The following is a 17,807-nucleotide window of genomic DNA, read 5'->3' as shown; positions in this document are numbered from 1 at the left end:
CTTTACTTAGAACCTTTCTTCCCAGAGGCTTTCTTGTCAGCACGGACCTGCTCCATACCACCAAGAATCTCACCTTTGAAGATCCATACCTTGACGCCGATTACGCCGTAAGTGGTATGCGCTTCGTAGGTTGCGTAATCAATATCTGCACGCAGAGTGTGCAGAGGTACACGACCTTCGCGATACCACTCGGAACGCGCGATTTCAGCACCCCCGAGACGACCGCCTACCTGGATCTTGATACCCTTGGCTCCCTGGCGCATGGCGTTCTGTACCGCACGCTTCATAGCGCGACGGAACATCACACGACGCTCCAGCTGGCCGGCAACGTTTTGCGCTACCAGGCGGGCATCCAGGTCCGGCTTGCGGACTTCTTCGATGTTGATATGCACAGGCACACCCATCATGTCGCTTACTTCGCGACGCAGACGATCAACATCTTCACCCTTCTTACCGATAACAATACCGGGACGGGCAGTATGGATCGTGATACGGGCGTTCTGAGCAGGGCGCTCGATCACAATCTTGCTGACAGACGCCTTCACCAGGCGCTTGTCGAGGAATTCGCGAACCTGAATATCATTCAACAGGTTTTTCGCGTATTCCTTTTTGTCGGCATACCAGACTGAGTTGTGCTCTTTGATCACACCCAGGCGCATACCGGTTGGATTTACTTTATGACCCATCTGAGCATCTCCTACTTGTCGGCGACCTTGACGGTGATATGGCAGGTGCGCTTGAAAATCCGGTCAGCGCGCCCCTTGGCTCGAGCTTTGATTCGCTTGAGCGTCGGACCCTCATCCACCATCACGGTGGAAACCCGCAGTTCGTCAACGTCCAGACCTTCGTTGTGCTCAGCGTTGGCGATGGCAGACTCAAGAGCTTTCTTGATGACTGTTGCCGCCTTTTTCGGGCTGAAAGTCAGAATGTTCAGGGCGTCCTCAACAGCCTTGCCGCGTACTTGGTCAGCGACAAGACGTGCTTTCTGAGCTGAGAGGCGAGCGCCCTTGTACTTGGCTGCTACTTCCATTTCTATTACCTCACAATCAGCGTTTAGCTTTCTTGTCGGCCGCATGACCACGATAAGTACGCGTTGCCGCGAACTCACCCAGTTTATGCCCAACCATATCTTCGGTGACATAAACCGGCACGTGCTGCTTGCCGTTGTGGACTGCAATGGTCAGGCCTACCATCTCCGGAAAAACTGTTGACCGACGCGACCAGGTTTTGATCGGCCGCTTGTCATTAGCTTCCAGAGCTGCCTCGACCTTCTTCAACAGATGCAGGTCTATAAAAGGACCTTTCTTCAAAGAACGTGGCACAGCAATTACCTCTATGTAGTCGTTTACTTGGCCGAACGACGACGTACTATCATCTTGTCAGTACGCTTGTTCTTACGAGTCTTATGCCCTTTGGTCGGAACACCCCACGGAGTAACCGGGTGACGCCCGCCAGAGGTACGCCCTTCACCACCACCATGTGGGTGGTCAACTGGGTTCATAGCAACACCACGTACGGTTGGCCGTTTGCCGCGCCAGCGTGATGCACCCGCTTTACCAAGCTGCTTGAGGCTGTGCTCGCTGTTGGATACTTCACCCAGCGTGGCACGGCAATCTACAAGCACCTTTCGCATTTCACCTGAGCGCAGGCGGATGGTGGCATAAGCACCTTCCCGGGCAACCAGCTGTACGGATGCGCCCGCGGAACGGGCCAGCTGTGCACCTTTGCCAGGTTTGAGTTCGACGCAGTGGACCACGGAACCGACCGGAATATTCCGGAGCGGCAGCGTGCTGCCCACTTTAATCGGCGCGTCGATACCGGAGCGCACAGGATCACCGATCTGCATACCCTTGGGAGCGACAATGTAACGACGCTCGCCATCGGCGTACTTCAGCAGTGCAATGTGCGCAGAGCGGTTAGGATCGTATTCCAGGCGCTCAATGACCGCCGGGACACCATCTTTGGTCCGCTTGAAATCGATAACACGGTAGTGCTTCTTGTGACCACCACCCATGTGACGGGTTGTAATGCGGCCTACATTGTTACGACCACCCGTCTTGTTCTTTCTTTCTACCAACGGCTCGTAAGGGCGCCCAGTGTACAGATCCGGGTTGTAAAGCTTTACAACGTGACGGCGTCCGGCAGATGTTGGTTTGGTTTTGACGATCGGCATATTACGACCCCTTTACCTTATTCCACATCCAGAAAATCGATGTCCTGACCTTCAGCCAGCTTTACGTAAGCCTTACGAATGTCATTACGCTTGCCGAACCCGCGGGTGGTGCGCTTGAGCTTACCCTTTCGGTTCAGAACCTGAACACCTTCTACGGTGACGTTGAACAGCTGCTCAACGGCCTTCTTGATCTCGGGCTTGGTGGCATCCGGGGCAACCCGGAAAACAACCTGGCCGTGCTCGGCCACCAGAGAAGCTTTTTCCGATACGTGCGGCCCAAGCAGGACCTGATAAATGCGTTCCTGATTCATCCCAGCATCTCCTCGATCTTCTTCAGAGCGGGAACAGTCACAACGACTTTCTCGAAGGAAACCAGGCTAACCGGATCCAGGCCAGCAATGTCGCGCACGTCAATGTGCGGGATGTTGCGTGCTGCCAGGTGCAGATTCTGCTCGACATTGTCGGACAGAATCAGTGCGTTGGTCACACCGATATCCTTCAGCTTGGCGTTGAATGCCTTGGTCTTGGGGCTGTCAACGTTCATGTCGTCAACAACAACCAGACGCTCCTGGCGAACCAGCTCGGAAAAAATGGAGCGCATCGCTGCGCGGTACATCTTGCGGTTAACCTTCTGCTCAAAACTACGGGGCTTTGCTGCGAAGGTAACGCCACCGGAGCGCCAGATCGGGCTACGGATAGTACCGGCACGGGCACGACCGGTGCCCTTCTGACGCCATGGCTTTTTACCGCCACCGCTGACTTCGGAACGCGTCTTCTGAGCCTTGGTACCCTGGCGGCCAGCTGCCATGTAAGCAGTAACAACCTGGTGAACCAGCGACTCGTTAAAATCTTTGGCGAATGCGGCCTCGGAAACAGAGATTCCCTTGCCGCTACCCGTAATAGTCAATTCCATCGCACCGCTCCTCAGGCTTTAACTGCAGGCTTGATGACAACATCGCCGCCAGTTGCGCCGGGTACGGCACCACTTACCAGCAGCAGGTTGCGCTCGGCGTCGACACGGACAATTTTCAGGTTCTGCACGGTAACCTGTGCGTTACCCATCTGGCCCGCCATCTTTTTGCCCTTGAATACCTTACCCGGAGTCTGGTTCTGACCAATGGAGCCCGGAGCACGGTGAGAGAGGGAGTTACCGTGGGTAGCGTCCTGCATGGAGAAGTTCCAGCGCTTAACGCCGCCCTGAAAACCCTTACCTTTGGACTGTCCGATGGCATCAACCACCTGACCGTCTTCAAAGACGGAGGCCGTAATCTCGCCGCCGGCAGCCAGGTCTTCACCTTCGCCATCAGCCAGGCGGAATTCCCACATACCACGACCGGCTTCAACGCCCGCCTTGGCAAAGTGACCAGCCTCACTCTTGGTTACACGGGAGGAACGACGGGTACCCACAGTAACCTGAACGGCACGGTAGCCATCGCTTTCAAGAGTCTTAAGTTGGGTAATCCGGTTGGGCTCAACCTCGATTACCGTTACGGGCAGCGCCTGCCCGTCTTCCGTAAAAATACGGGTCATACCGGCCTTACGACCGACAACACCAATTGCCATGTTTCACCTCTTAAGTGTACGGGGCTCTCACCCTCTATGGCCTTATGACAGTTACACAGACTGATACCGGGCAGGTATTAGCCGAGGCTGATCTGAACGTCTACACCTGCTGCCAGGTCCAGCTTCATCAAAGCATCTACTGTCTTCTCCGTCGGCTCGACGATGTCGAGCAGACGCTTGTGAGTACGAATTTCATATTGATCGCGCGCGTCCTTATTGACGTGCGGAGAGACCAATATTGTGTACTTTTCCTTCCGCGTCGGCAGAGGAATAGGCCCACGCACCTGAGCGCCGGTCCGCTTGGCGGTATCGACAATCTCCTGCGTGGACTGGTCGATAAGGCGATAATCAAACGCCTTCAACCGGATTCGAATTTTTTGGCTTTGCATGATGCACCAAACTCCACTCGTAGCAGCTACTAGTTAGCCGACCTTCAAAAAAAGGAGCCGCATTGTATGCATAATACCCAACCGTGTCAACTGCCATGCAGATTGACACGGTTGGGTAACATATGCGGCTTTAACAGAAAAAGGGGCTGATACTTCAGCCCCTTTTTCCCGGACCAAACGAGCGAATTACTCGATGATCTTGGAGACCACGCCGGCACCAACGGTACGGCCGCCTTCGCGAATCGCGAAGCGCAGACCATCTTCCATGGCGATCGGAGCAATCAGGGTAACACTCATCTTCACGTTGTCACCCGGCATAACCATTTCCACGCCTTCCGGCAGTTCACAGGAACCCGTTACGTCGGTAGTACGGAAGTAGAACTGCGGACGGTAGCCCTTGAAGAACGGCGTATGACGACCACCCTCTTCCTTGGACAGCACGTACACTTCGCACTCGAACTTGGTGTGCGGCTTGATGGAGCCCGGCACACACAGAACCTGACCACGCTCAACGTCGTCACGCTTGGTTCCACGCAGCAGAACACCCACGTTCTCACCAGCACGGCCTTCGTCCAGCAGCTTGCGGAACATTTCAACGCCGGTACACGTGGTCTTCACGGTATCCTTGATACCCACGATTTCCACTTCGTCACCAACCTTGATGATGCCACGCTCAACACGACCGGTTACCACCGTACCACGACCGGAGATGGAGAATACGTCCTCAATCGGCATCAGGAACGGCTGATCAATCGCACGCTCCGGCTCAGGGATGTAGTCGTCCAGGGCCTCTACCAGCTTCTTGACCGCCGAAGTACCCATCTCGTTGTCATCTTTGCCTTCCAGCGCCATCAGCGCAGAACCGGTAATGATCGGCGTGTCGTCACCCGGGAAGTCGTACTGGCTCAGCAGGTCACGAACTTCCATCTCTACCAGCTCAAGCAACTCTTCATCGTCTACCATGTCCGCCTTGTTCAGGAACACAACGATGTAAGGTACGCCCACCTGACGGGACAGCAGGATGTGCTCACGAGTCTGCGGCATGGGGCCGTCCGCTGCGGAGCAAACCAGAATAGCGCCGTCCATCTGGGCCGCACCCGTGATCATGTTCTTCACATAATCCGCGTGGCCCGGGCAGTCTACGTGAGCGTAGTGACGGGTCGGGGAATCGTACTCAACGTGAGAGGTCGCAATGGTAATACCACGCGCACGCTCTTCCGGGGCGTTATCAATCTGGTCAAACGCACGGCTCTCACCCGTACCCCAGACTTCGTGACACACGCGAGTCAGGGCTGCTGTCAAAGTGGTCTTGCCATGGTCAACGTGACCAATGGTGCCCACGTTCAAGTGCGGCTTATTACGCTCAAATTTAGATTTAGACACGGTTACACCTCTTCCTGTTTCTTAAGTCCTGGGGATCAACCCTTTTTAATGATCGCTTCGGCAATGTTCGAAGGAGCTTCCATATAGCGAGAGAACTCCATCGCATAAGACGCCCGACCCTGAGTCGCTGAACGCAGGTCAGTGGCGTAACCGAACATCTCCGACAACGGAACTTCTGCGCGGATGACTTTACCCGAGGGGCCTTCATCCATACCCTGAATCAGGCCGCGACGACGGTTCAAATCACCGACGACGTCACCCATATATTCCTCAGGGCTGACAACCTCAACTCTCATGATAGGCTCGAGAAGCGCAGGATTGGCTTCCAGAGCACCTTTCTTCATCGCCATGGAGCCGGCGACTTTGAAAGCCATCTCGTTGGAGTCAACATCGTGATAGGAGCCGTCATACAGGGTCGCCTTGATGCGCAGCAGCGGATAGCCGGCCAGACAGCCGTTCTGCATCTGCTCGGAAATACCCTGCTGGACTGCCGGGATGTATTCCTTCGGAACCACACCACCAACAATCTCATTCACGAAGATAAAGTTTTCGCCATCTTCATCATCCAGTGGCAGCGGCTCAAGCTTGATCTTGACGTGACCGTACTGACCGCGACCACCGGACTGACGAACAAACTTGCCTTCGACGTCTACCGGCTTGCGGATGCACTCACGATAAGCCACCTGCGGCTTGCCAATGTTGGCTTCAACCTTGAACTCGCGACGCATACGGTCAACGATGATATCCAGATGAAGCTCACCCATACCGGAGATAATGGTCTGCCCGGATTCCTCGTCGGTACGCACCCGGAATGACGGATCTTCCTGGGCCAGCTTGCCCAAAGCAACACCCATCTTCTCCTGGTCCGCCTTGGACTTCGGCTCAACCGCTACGGAAATTACCGGCTCCGGGAATTCCATACGCTCAAGGATGATCTTGTGGTTTTCGTCGCACAGGGTGTCACCAGTGGTCACACTCTTCAGGCCGATGGCCGCAGCGATATCACCCGCCAGAACCTCTTTGATCTCCTGGCGATCTTTGGAGTGCATCTGAACCATACGGCCGACACGCTCCTTCTTGCCCTTCACGGAGTTGTAGACGGCATTGCCGGATTCCAGCTTGCCAGAGTACACCCGGAAAAAGGTCAGGGTACCAACGAACGGATCAGTCGCGATCTTGAAGGCAAGCGCTGAAAATGGTGCGTCATCATCGGCCTGACGGGTCTCTTCGGTACCGTCTTCGTCCACCTCACCACGGATGGCCTTAACTTCATCCGGAGCCGGCAGGAATTCGATGACGGAGTCCAGCACCGCCTGAACACCCTTGTTCTTGAACGCGGAGCCGCAAGTAGCAACAACGATTTCGTTGGCCAGGGTGCGCAGGCGCAGCCCTTTCTTGATGTCGTCAATGTTGAGCTCGCCCTCTTCGAGGTAACGCTCCATCAACTCTTCGTTCGCTTCCGCCGCGGCTTCCATCATCTGCTCGCGATACATGGCGACTTCTTCGACCATATCCTCAGGAACGTCTCTCTGATCGTAAGTAGCGCCGGAATCGTCTTCATTCCAGTAGATCGCCTTGTTACGGATCAGGTCGACGATGCCGGCGAACTTGTCTTCGGAACCGATCGGCAACTGAATGGGAACCGCGTTTGCGCCCAGACGGTTCTTGATCTGGTCAACAACCCGCAGGAAGTTGGCACCGGCACGGTCCATCTTGTTGACGAACACCATGCGGGGAACTTCGTACTTGTTGGCCTGACGCCACACAGTCTCGGACTGGGGCTCAACACCGGAGGAGCCGCAGAACACAACAACAGCACCGTCGAGTACGCGCAATGAACGCTCTACCTCGATGGTAAAGTCAACGTGCCCCGGGGTGTCGATGATATTGATCCGGTGCTCCGGATACTGCTTGTCCATGCCCTGCCAGAAACAGGTCGTCGCAGCTGAGGTAATGGTAATACCACGCTCCTGCTCCTGCTCCATCCAGTCCATGGTAGCCGCACCATCATGAACCTCACCGATTTTGTGGGAAATACCTGTATAGAACAGGACCCGCTCGGTGGTTGTGGTTTTGCCCGCATCAACGTGCGCACAAATACCAATGTTTCTGTAACGCTTGATAGGAGTCTTGCGTGCCACTGTATAAACCTCGGCTGATTAGAAACGGAAGTGAGAGAACGCCTTGTTGGCTTCTGCCATGCGGTGAACATCTTCACGCTTCTTAACAGCGGAGCCTTTGCTGTCAGCGGCGTCCAGGATTTCACCAGCCAGACGCTGTGCCATGGATTTCTCACCGCGCTTCCGTGAAAATTCTACGAGCCAGCGCATCGCCAGCGCGTTCTGACGGGAAGGCCGTACTTCTACGGGCACCTGGTAGGTAGCACCACCCACACGACGGGACTTGACCTCAACCATCGGCTGGATGTTTTCCAGGGCCTTCTCGAACATGTCGATCGGCTCTTCTTTTGATTTCTCGGCAACAATGTCCAGCGCGCCGTAAACAATGCGCTCTGCAACGGACTTCTTGCCACTTTCCATCACGTGGTTGATGAACTTGGCAAGACGTGCACTGCCGAATTTGGGATCCGGGATAATTTCCCGTTTTGCTGCAACTCTTCTTCTAGGCATCGATAAGCCCTTATATATCCAAAAGGTCTTCAGGAACCCCTGAGATAGCAAATGCTACTCAGCCTTACTCTTACCGTTCTGACAAGCAACGATAAAAGGCACCCGTCCGGGAGATCAGGACTTGGGTCGTTTTGCACCGTACTTGGAGCGGCCCTGCTTACGGTTCTGCACACCCTGGGTGTCCAGTGTTCCGCGAACAGTGTGATAGCGCACACCCGGAAGGTCTTTTACTCGACCGCCACGGATCAGCACAACACTGTGCTCCTGAAGGTTGTGACCTTCACCACCAATGTAAGAGGAAACCTCGTAGCCGTTGGTCAGGCGAACACGGCACACTTTACGCAGTGCTGAGTTCGGCTTCTTCGGCGTTGTGGTGTACACACGAGTGCACACACCACGGCGCTGAGGGCAGGCCTGGAGAGCAGGAACATCGCTCTTGGCTACCTTGCGCTTACGAGGCTTACGCACCAACTGATTAATCGTTGCCATGTAAGCAAACTCCAAAAAACCATATCAATGAAACTTACCCCCTGTGCAGGGGGTAAAATTTAAGGGACGCAAGTGTAAGCCTGCGCCCCCGGACAGTCAAGACGACTGGTCTCTTTTTGACCACCTCGCGGGTAGGTAACTACCCGGAGGCGGCGCACCGGCCCAACTCAGCTTTCGCGATTGAGCTCGGCGCTCAGAGCTTCTTCCACGTCTGCCGCAGTAACGCCCTGTTCTTCCAGTTCGCGCTTGCGACGACGCTCGGCGTGGTAAGCCAGACCGGTACCTGCCGGAATCAGCCGGCCAACCACAACGTTTTCTTTCAGGCCGCGGAGGTAATCCCGTTTACCGGTAACCGCACCTTCGGTGAGTACCCGGGTGGTTTCCTGGAACGAAGCCGCGGAAATGAACGACTCCGTGGCCAGGGACGCCTTGGTGATACCCAGCAGCAGACGCTCGAACCGCGCCGGCTCCTTGTCTGCCACATCGGCCTTTTCGTTTTCTTCCAGCACCTGGGTGATTTCCACCTGATCACCGGACAGCAGGGTCGTATCACCCGGATCGGTAATTTCGACCTTGCGCAGCATCTGCCGAACGATAACCTCAATGTGTTTATCGTTGATGACAACGCCCTGCAGACGGTACACGTCCTGGATCTCGTTGGTGATGTACTTGGCAAGCGCGACAACACCCAGCAGGCGCAGGATGTCATGCGGGTTGGACGGGCCATCGGAAATCACTTCACCCTTTTCAACCGTCTCGCCTTCGAACACGTTCATCTGACGATGCTTCGGAATAAGTACTTCGTAGGCATCGCCATCCTTCGGCGTGATCACCAGACGCTTCTTACCCTTGGTTTCCTTACCGAAAGACACTATGCCGCTAATCTCGGCAAGGATAGAAGACTCTTTCGGGCGACGGGCCTCGAACAGATCGGCAACCCGCGGCAGACCACCGGTGATATCCCGCGTCTTGGAGCTTTCCTGCGGAATCCGGGCAACCACGTCACCGAGTTCGATCTTGGCGCCGTTCGCCATGGTAACCAGGGCGTTCGCGGGCAGGAAGAAGATTGCAGTGCCGCCACCTGGCAGCTCCACCTCTTCTCCTGTCGCATCGATCAGCTGGATCGCCGGACGGATATCCTTACCCGCCGCAGGACGCTCTTTGGGGTCGATAACCTCCATGGTGGACAGGCCAGTCAGTTCGTCGGTCTGGGTGCGGACGGTAATGCCCTGATCCATGTTGACGAACTTGGCGGTGCCTTCCGCTTCGGCGATGATCGGGTGAGTGTGCGGATCCCACTTGGCCACCGCAACACCAGCTTCAACCATATCACCGTGCTTCACGGACAGCACGGCACCGTAGGGCAGCTTGTACCACTCACGTTCACGCCCCTGATCATCCGCGATGGCCAGGGCAGAGGAACGGGATACTACAACCAGAGAACCGTCGCTCTTTTCAATCGATTTCAGATTGTGCAGGCGTACTGTACCGCCATGCTTGACCTGGATGTTGTCAACGGCCGATGCCCGGCTCGCAGCACCACCAATGTGGAAGGTCCGCATGGTCAGCTGGGTACCCGGCTCACCGATGGACTGGGCAGCAATAACACCCACGGCCTCGCCAACGTTCACCCGGTGACCACGGGCCAGATCGCGGCCATAGCACTTCGAACAGATGCCGTGACGGGTCTCACAGGTAATCGCGGAACGAACCCAGACTTCGTCGACGCCGGCTTGCTCAAGGGCTTCAACCGCTTTCTCGTCCAGCAGGGTGCCCGCCGAAACAACGGCGTTGTCCTTGTCTGTCGGAGTAAACGCATCACGGGCTGTAACACGCCCCAGCACGCGGTCACCCAGAGGCACAACAACGTCGCCGCCTTCGATATGCGGCGTCATCAGCAGGCCTTCGTCAGTACCGCAATCGTCCTCGGTAACAACCAGATCCTGGGAAACGTCAACCAGACGACGGGTCAGGTAACCAGAGTTCGCCGTCTTCAGTGCGGTATCCGCCAGACCTTTCCGGGCACCGTGAGTTGAGATGAAGTACTGGAGTACGTTCAGACCCTCACGGAAGTTCGCGGTGATCGGTGTTTCGATGATGGAGCCGTCGGGCTTGGCCATCAGGCCACGCATACCGGCCAACTGACGAATCTGGGCCGCCGAACCCCGGGCGCCGGAATCGGCCATCATGTACACGGAGTTGAAAGACTCCTGCATCTCGAACTCGCCATCTTCACCCTTGACAGGCTGCCCGTCAGGACCGATCACCTGCTCCTTGGAAAGACGCTCCATCATGGCCTTGGACACTTTGTCGTTGGCACGGGACCAGATATCGATAACCTTGTTGTACTTCTCGCCCTGGGTCAGCAGACCTGACGCGTACTGGGTTTCGATATCCTTCACCTCGGCGGATGCCGCATCAACCAGCTCGTACTTCTCCGGGGGAATCTCGAAATCGTTGAAACCGATTGAGATACCGGACACGGTGGCGTAGTGATAGCCCATGTACATCAGCTGGTCCGCGAAGATAACCGTGTCTTTCAGACCGGCATCACGGTAGCAGGTGTTGATCAGGTTGGAGATAGCCTTCTTGACCATGGGCTTGTTCACCAGGTCGTAAGACAGGCCGTCCGGCACGATATCAAACAGCAGGGCGCGACCGACCGTGGTATCAACGATCTTGTACTCTTCGGTGCGCGAACCGTCCTCGGCAATCGCAACTTCTTTCACCCGAACCTTCACAATAGCCTGAAGATCGACCTTGCCGGCACCGTAGGCCCGGTGCGCCTCTTTGACGTCGGAGAACACCATACCTTCACCGAGGGCGCTCTTGCGCTCACGGGTCATGTAGTACAGACCAAGTACCACGTCCTGGGACGGTACAATGATCGGCTCGCCGTTGGCCGGCGACAGTACGTTGTTGGTGGACATCATCAACGCACGGGCTTCGAGCTGGGCTTCCAGGGTCAGCGGTACGTGCACCGCCATCTGGTCACCGTCAAAGTCGGCGTTGTAAGCCGCACACACCAGCGGGTGCAGCTGGATCGCCTTGCCTTCGATCAGCACCGGCTCGAACGCCTGGATACCCAGACGGTGCAGGGTCGGGGCGCGGTTCAGCATGATCGGATGCTCGCGGATGACTTCGTCCAGGATATCCCAGACCACGCCTTCCTCACGCTCAACCATCTTCTTGGCGGCCTTGATGGTGGTCGCCAGGCCGCGGTGCTCCAGCTTGGAGAAAATAAACGGCTTGAACAGCTCCAGGGCCATCTTCTTCGGAAGACCACACTGGTGCAGACGCAGGTAGGGGCCGACCACGATCACCGAACGACCGGAGTAGTCCACCCGCTTACCCAGCAGGTTCTGACGGAAACGACCCTGCTTACCCTTAATCATGTCAGCCAGGGACTTCAGCGGGCGCTTGTTGGTGCCGGTGATGGCACGGCCACGACGGCCGTTGTCCAGCAGCGCGTCCACGGCTTCCTGCAGCATCCGTTTCTCGTTGCGCACGATAATGTCCGGAGCATTCAGCTCCAGCAGGCGCTTGAGCCGGTTGTTCCGGTTAATTACCCGGCGGTACAGGTCGTTCAGGTCTGACGTCGCAAACCGACCGCCGTCCAGCGGCACCAGCGGACGCAGATCCGGCGGAAGAACCGGCAGCACGGTCATGACCATGTCGCCCGGCTTGTTGCCGGAGTACAGGAACGCCTCGAGAATCTTCAGGCGCTTGCTGAATTTCTTGATCTTGGTTTCAGAGTTGGTCTGCGGGATCTCTTCACGCAGCGCATCAACCTCTTCCTGCAGGTCGATACCTTCCAGCAGCTCCTTGACCGCTTCGGCACCCATGCGGGCGTCGAACTCGTCACCGAATTCTTCCAGGGCTTCGTAGTACTGCTCGTCATTCAGCAGTTGCCCTTTCTCCAGGGTGGTCATCCCCGGATCGATCACAATAAAGGATTCGAAGTACAGGACCCGCTCGATGTCGCGCAGGGTCATGTCCAGCATCAGGCCAATGCGGGACGGCAGTGACTTCAGGAACCAGATGTGTGCCACCGGGCTGGCCAGCTCGATGTGGCCCATGCGCTCACGACGCACACTGGCCAGCGCAACCTCAACGCCACACTTCTCGCAGATGACACCGCGGTGCTTCAGACGCTTGTACTTGCCACACAGGCACTCATAGTCCTTGATCGGGCCGAAGATCTTGGCACAGAAAAGACCGTCGCGCTCCGGCTTGAAGGTACGGTAGTTAATGGTCTCAGGCTTCTTCACTTCGCCAAAGGACCAGGAACGGATCATATCAGGCGACGCCAGGCCAATTCGGATGGCGTCAAATTCCTTGCTTTGGTTCTGGCTCTTGAGAAGATTCAGCAAATCTTTCATCAGTAAAAGCTCCGGATGGCGTTAATCTCGGGCGGGCACAGGTCGTGCCCGCTCACGCTGCCAAAAACAATTCGGCTCACTCGGATTCCAGCTCGATGTCGATACCCAGCGAGCGGATTTCCTTGACAAGAACGTTGAAGGACTCGGGCATGCCCGGCTCCATACGATGGTCGCCATCGACAATGTTCTTGTACATCTTGGTCCGACCGTTCACGTCATCAGACTTGACGGTGAGCATCTCCTGCAGCGTATAGGCTGCACCGTAGGCCTCAAGGGCCCACACTTCCATCTCACCGAAGCGCTGGCCACCGAACTGGGCCTTACCACCCAGCGGCTGCTGGGTAACCAGGCTGTAAGAACCGGTGGAACGAGCGTGCATCTTGTCATCGATCAGGTGGTTCAGCTTCAGGATGTACATGTAACCAACCGTCACCGGGCGATCGAAGGCATCACCGGTGCGACCATCGTACAGCCTGGTCTGGCCGGTAGTGCTCATCCCCGCCAGCTCAAGCATACGCTTGACCTCGGCCTCCTTGGCACCGTCGAACACCGGCGTTGCCATGGGAACACCACCACGGAGGTTATGGCACATCTCCAGAATTTCCTTGTCAGACAGGGAATCCAGATCCACCTTGAACACTTCGTCCGAATGATTGTAGATCTCATCCAGCAGCTTGCGTAATTCCGCGACCTTGCGCTGCTCGTCCAGCATCTGGCTGATTCGCTCACCCAGACCTTTGGCCGCCGCGCCCAGATGGGTCTCAAGCACCTGACCTACGTTCATCCGCGAGGGTACACCCAGCGGGTTCAGAACCACGTCAACCGTATTGCCGTGTTCGTCGTAAGGCATGTCTTCGATCGGCATAACCGAGGAAATAACACCCTTGTTACCGTGACGACCGGCCATCTTGTCACCCGGCTGGATGCGACGCTTGATCGCCAGGTATACCTTGACGATTTTCAGTACGCCCGGGGCAAGGTCATCACCCTGCTGAAGCTTGCCTTTCTTATCATCAAAGCGCGCTTCGTGCTCCTTCTTGCGATCCTCCAGACCCTGCTCGGATTTCTCCAGCAGCTCGTTCAGGCTCTCGTCTTTCATCCGGAGCTTGAACCAGTCGGAACGCGGCAGGTCGGCCAGGTAGCCTTCCTCAAGAGTTGCGCCTTTTTTCAGGCCCGGACCACTGATCACTACCTGGCCTTTCAGGGCGCTCATGAGACGCTCAAAAGTAGCCCCTTCAACAATGCGGTATTCGTCCTTCAGATCCTTGCGGTACTGGTCCAGCTGCTCTTTCTCGATGGACTGGGCACGCTGGTCCTTCTCGATACCGTCGCGGGTAAATACCTGAACATCAATGACCGTACCGCGGGTACCGGTCGGCACCCGTGAGGAGGTGTCCTTAACATCGGACGCCTTCTCACCGAAGATGGCACGCAGCAACTTCTCCTCTGGTGTCAGCTGGGTTTCACCCTTCGGGGTCACCTTGCCAACCAGGATATCGCCCGGCCCCACTTCCGCACCGATGTACACAATGCCGGACTCATCCAGCTTGGACAGCGCACTTTCACCAACGTTCGGAATATCCGCGGTGATTTCTTCGCTGCCCAGCTTGGTGTCCCGGGCCACACAGGTCAGTTCCTGAATGTGAATGGTAGTCAGACGGTCTTCCTGAACCACTTTCTCGGAGATGAGGATGGAGTCCTCGAAGTTGTAACCGTTCCAGGGCATGAACGCGATGCGCATGTTCTGCCCCAGCGCCAGTTCACCCAGGTCCACGGACGGACCATCAGCCAACACGTCACCGCGGGCAATGACATCACCCTGACGCACGATGGAGCGCTGGTTAATGCAGGTGTTCTGGTTCGAACGGGTGTACTTGGTGAGGTTGTAGATATCCACACCGGCATCACCCGCTTCGGTTTCCTCGTTGTTAACACGGACCACGATACGGGCCGCATCAACACTCTCGATGACGCCACCGCGACGGGCCGTTACACAAACGCCGGAGTCCTGGGCCACAGTGCGCTCAACACCGGTACCGACCAGCGGCACCTGTGAACGAAGCGTCGGAACCGCCTGACGCTGCATGTTTGCACCCATCAGTGCGCGGTTGGCGTCGTCGTGTTCCAGGAACGGAATCAGTGACGCAGCCACCGACACCACCTGGCGCGGAGACACGTCCATAAAGTTGACGCTTTCCGGCGGGGTGACGGTGAACTCGTTCTGGTGACGCACGGTAACCAGCTCATCGGTCAGGCGCTTGGACTTTTCGTCCATCGCGGCACTGGCCTGGGCGATCACATAATTGCTTTCTTCAATGGCAGACAGGTACACCACTTCGTCGGTGACCACACCTTCAACCACTTTCCGGTACGGACTTTCAAGGAAGCCGTAGGAATTGGAGCGGGCATAGGTCGCCAACGAGTTGATCAGACCGATGTTCGGGCCTTCCGGCGTCTCGATCGGGCACACACGGCCGTAATGGGTCGGGTGTACGTCGCGAACCTCAAAGCCGGCACGCTCACGGGTCAGACCACCGGGACCAAGGGCCGAGATACGACGCTTGTGAGTCACTTCGGACAGTGGGTTGTTCTGATCCATGAACTGGGACAACTGGCTGGAACCAAAAAACTCTTTAACCGCTGCGGCTACGGGCTTGGCGTTGATCAGGTCCTGAGGCATCAGGCCTTCACTTTCCGCCAGGCTCAGACGCTCACGAACCGCGCGCTCAACCCGCACGAGACCCACACGGAACTGGTTCTCGGCCATTTCACCAACGCAGCGAACACGACGGTTACCCAGGTTATCGATGTCATCCACATTGCCCTGGCCGTTACGGATATCGATCAGGGTCTTGAGAACATCGATGATGTCTTCGTGGGTCAGCGTGCCTTCACCGGTGCTTTCCTCACGGCGAAGACGACGGTTGAGCTTCATCCGGCCAACCGCTGACAGGTCATAGCGCTCTTCGGAGAAGAACAGGTTATTGAACAGGTTCTCAGCCGACTCTTTGGTGGGCGGCTCGCCCGGGCGCATCATCCGGTAAATCTCAACCAGCGCTTCCAGCGGGGTGCGGGTCGGATCGATGCGCAGGGTATCGGACATGAACGGACCGCAGTCCAGATCGTTGGTGTAAAGGGTTTCGATCTCCTTTACGCCCGCATCCAGAATCTTGGTGACCAGCTCTTCGGTGAGCTCGGAGTTACACTCAACCAGAACTTCACCGCTGGCCTGATCGATCATGTCCTTGGCCAGGACGCGGCCGTACAGGTACTCGGTCGGTACCTCAAGCTCATTGATGCCGGCTTTTTCCAGCTGCTTGATGTGACGGGCGGTAATCCGGCGACCTTCCTCGACAATCACATTGCCGTCATTGTCCTTGATATCGAAGGTGGCGATGTCACCCCGCAGACGGCTCGGCACCAGCTCCAGCTTGCACACTTCCGCGCCCAGGCTGAATTTACTGGTTTCAAAGAACATCTCAAGCATCTGCTCGGAGGTGTAGCCAAGTGACCGCAGCAGAATAGACGCCGGCAGCTTGCGGCGACGGTCGATACGAACGAACACGGAGTCCTTCGGATCAAACTCGAAGTCCAGCCAGGAACCACGATAAGGAATCACCCGGGCCGAATACAGCAGCTTGCCGGAGGAATGGGTCTTACCCTTGTCGTGGTCGAAGAACACACCCGGCGACCGGTGGAGCTGGGAAACAATAACGCGCTCGGTACCGTTGATAACGAAGGTACCGTTCTCGGTCATCAGGGGCATTTCGCCCATGTACACTTCCTGCTCTTTAATGTCCTTGATCGCCTTGTTGGACGATTCCTTATCGTAAATGATAAGGCGGACTTTCACCCGCAGCGGTGCTGCGTAGGTTACGCCCCTCAGCTGGCATTCCTTGACATCAAAAACCGGCTCGCCAATACGGTAACTCACGTATTCGAGTGCGGCATTGCCAGAGTAACTGACAATCGGGAATACGGATTTGAATGCTGCGTGAAGACCGGTTTCCCGGCGGTCTTCAGGAGCGGCTTCCATTTGGAGGAAGTCCCTGAACGAATCCAGCTGAATAGACAGCAAATAGGGGACGTCCATCACGGAAGGCAATTTACTAAAATCTTTGCGAATCCGCTTTTTCTCAGTGTAGGAGTAAGTCATCTGCATTCCCCAGCTTTAGACCTGATACCTGGTATCAAGAAGCAACCATTGTTCTGCTTCGGGGCCGAATTGCTCGGCTTATCGCGCCGTCTTGAACAAGACTCTGGCTGTAGGTTTTGAATCGAACATCAACCTGCAATTGCTCGCCAGACTCTATAGCATATACAACAGAAAAAGGCCGGTGGCCCAAAGCCACCAGCCTGTCCATGCTTATCGCACGGTTTCGATCAACAGCCGACTCTTACTTAAGCTCAACGGAAGCGCCTGCTTCCTCAAGCTTCTTCTTGGCTGCTTCAGCGTCGTCTTTGCTGGCAGCTTCCTTGATTGCGGAAGGTGCGCTGTCGACCATTTCCTTAGCTTCTTTCAGACCCAGGCCGGTCAGTTCACGAACGGCCTTGATTACGTTGACCTTCTTCTCACCGGGACCGGTAAGAATTACGTCAAATTCGGTCTGCTCTTCAGCAGCGGCAGCTTCGCCACCAGCGGCGGCAGGCGCAGCAGCTACAGCTGCAGCGGCAGACACACCGAATTTCTCTTCCATTGCTTCAACAAGCGAAACTACGTCCATTACGCTCATTTCTGCGATTGCATTCAAAATGTCTTCGTTAGACAGAGCCATGACTTTCTCCCAAAAATATAAAA

The 17,807-nt window shown here is 56.2% G+C and carries 15 protein-coding genes; all 15 read right to left on the bottom strand.

Features of this window, described 5'->3' with window-relative positions; all coding sequences use genetic code 11:
• Window positions 1-2: 2 nt before the first annotated feature.
• Window positions 3-686 carry a 30S ribosomal protein S3 gene (gene rpsC / locus D0851_RS15675; protein WP_048497743.1) on the bottom strand — a complete coding sequence of 228 codons (684 nt, stop codon included), beginning with the start codon at window positions 684-686 and terminating at the stop codon, window positions 3-5.
• A gap of 11 nt (window positions 687-697) precedes the next feature.
• Window positions 698-1,030: a 50S ribosomal protein L22 gene (gene rplV, locus D0851_RS15670; protein WP_048497742.1), complete on the bottom strand. Its 333-nt coding sequence runs from the start codon at window positions 1,028-1,030 to the stop codon at window positions 698-700.
• 16 nt (window positions 1,031-1,046) lie between these two features.
• Entirely contained in the window at window positions 1,047-1,322 is a 276-nt protein-coding gene (rpsS, locus tag D0851_RS15665; protein ID WP_007154011.1) for a 30S ribosomal protein S19, read from the bottom strand.
• Window positions 1,323-1,345: 23 nt separating this feature from the next.
• Complete coding sequence (gene rplB / locus D0851_RS15660) at window positions 1,346-2,173, bottom strand: 50S ribosomal protein L2 (RefSeq protein ID WP_117619471.1); 828 nt, start codon at window positions 2,171-2,173, stop codon at window positions 1,346-1,348.
• A 17-nt stretch (window positions 2,174-2,190) separates the two neighbouring features.
• A complete protein-coding gene (gene rplW / locus D0851_RS15655) occupies window positions 2,191-2,484 on the bottom strand; it encodes a 50S ribosomal protein L23 (protein ID WP_117619470.1) in 294 nt (97 codons plus the stop codon).
• A complete protein-coding gene (gene rplD, locus D0851_RS15650; RefSeq protein WP_117619469.1) occupies window positions 2,481-3,086 on the bottom strand; it encodes a 50S ribosomal protein L4 in 606 nt (201 codons plus the stop codon). The genes rplW and rplD overlap by 4 nt, the downstream gene beginning before the upstream one ends.
• Before the next feature lie 11 nt (window positions 3,087-3,097).
• The gene (gene rplC / locus D0851_RS15645; protein ID WP_008174858.1) at window positions 3,098-3,736 is read right to left on the bottom strand and encodes a 50S ribosomal protein L3; all 639 of its coding nucleotides are present in this window, start codon (window positions 3,734-3,736) and stop codon (window positions 3,098-3,100) included.
• Window positions 3,737-3,813: 77 nt separating this feature from the next.
• Complete coding sequence (rpsJ, locus tag D0851_RS15640; RefSeq protein WP_041341420.1) at window positions 3,814-4,125, bottom strand: 30S ribosomal protein S10; 312 nt, start codon at window positions 4,123-4,125, stop codon at window positions 3,814-3,816.
• 186 nt (window positions 4,126-4,311) lie between these two features.
• Window positions 4,312-5,508, bottom strand: a complete 1,197-nt coding sequence (gene tuf, locus D0851_RS15635) for an elongation factor Tu (protein ID WP_117619468.1) — start codon at window positions 5,506-5,508, stop codon at window positions 4,312-4,314.
• A 35-nt stretch (window positions 5,509-5,543) separates the two neighbouring features.
• The gene (gene fusA, locus D0851_RS15630; RefSeq protein WP_117619467.1) at window positions 5,544-7,649 is read right to left on the bottom strand and encodes an elongation factor G; all 2,106 of its coding nucleotides are present in this window, start codon (window positions 7,647-7,649) and stop codon (window positions 5,544-5,546) included.
• Between the two features lie 18 nt (window positions 7,650-7,667).
• Window positions 7,668-8,138: a 30S ribosomal protein S7 gene (gene rpsG / locus D0851_RS15625; RefSeq protein ID WP_099619739.1), complete on the bottom strand. Its 471-nt coding sequence runs from the start codon at window positions 8,136-8,138 to the stop codon at window positions 7,668-7,670.
• A 114-nt stretch (window positions 8,139-8,252) separates the two neighbouring features.
• Window positions 8,253-8,627, bottom strand: coding sequence for a 30S ribosomal protein S12 (gene rpsL / locus D0851_RS15620; RefSeq protein WP_008174844.1), 375 nt, complete (start codon window positions 8,625-8,627; stop codon window positions 8,253-8,255).
• A gap of 167 nt (window positions 8,628-8,794) precedes the next feature.
• Window positions 8,795-13,009 (bottom strand): DNA-directed RNA polymerase subunit beta', encoded by a 4,215-nt coding sequence (gene rpoC, locus D0851_RS15615; protein WP_117619466.1) that lies wholly within the window; start codon window positions 13,007-13,009, stop codon window positions 8,795-8,797.
• Between the two features lie 76 nt (window positions 13,010-13,085).
• Window positions 13,086-17,165: a DNA-directed RNA polymerase subunit beta gene (gene rpoB, locus D0851_RS15610; RefSeq protein ID WP_117620435.1), complete on the bottom strand. Its 4,080-nt coding sequence runs from the start codon at window positions 17,163-17,165 to the stop codon at window positions 13,086-13,088.
• Between the two features lie 241 nt (window positions 17,166-17,406).
• A complete protein-coding gene (gene rplL / locus D0851_RS15605) occupies window positions 17,407-17,784 on the bottom strand; it encodes a 50S ribosomal protein L7/L12 (RefSeq protein WP_117619465.1) in 378 nt (125 codons plus the stop codon).
• Window positions 17,785-17,807 lie beyond the last annotated feature (23 nt).

It is taken from the genome of Marinobacter sp. Arc7-DN-1, assembly GCF_003441595.1.
GTDB lineage: Bacteria > Pseudomonadota > Gammaproteobacteria > Pseudomonadales > Oleiphilaceae > Marinobacter > Marinobacter metalliresistant.
Note: the sequence above shows the minus strand (reverse complement) of the source record. Positions and strands in the feature narration are given on the sequence as shown.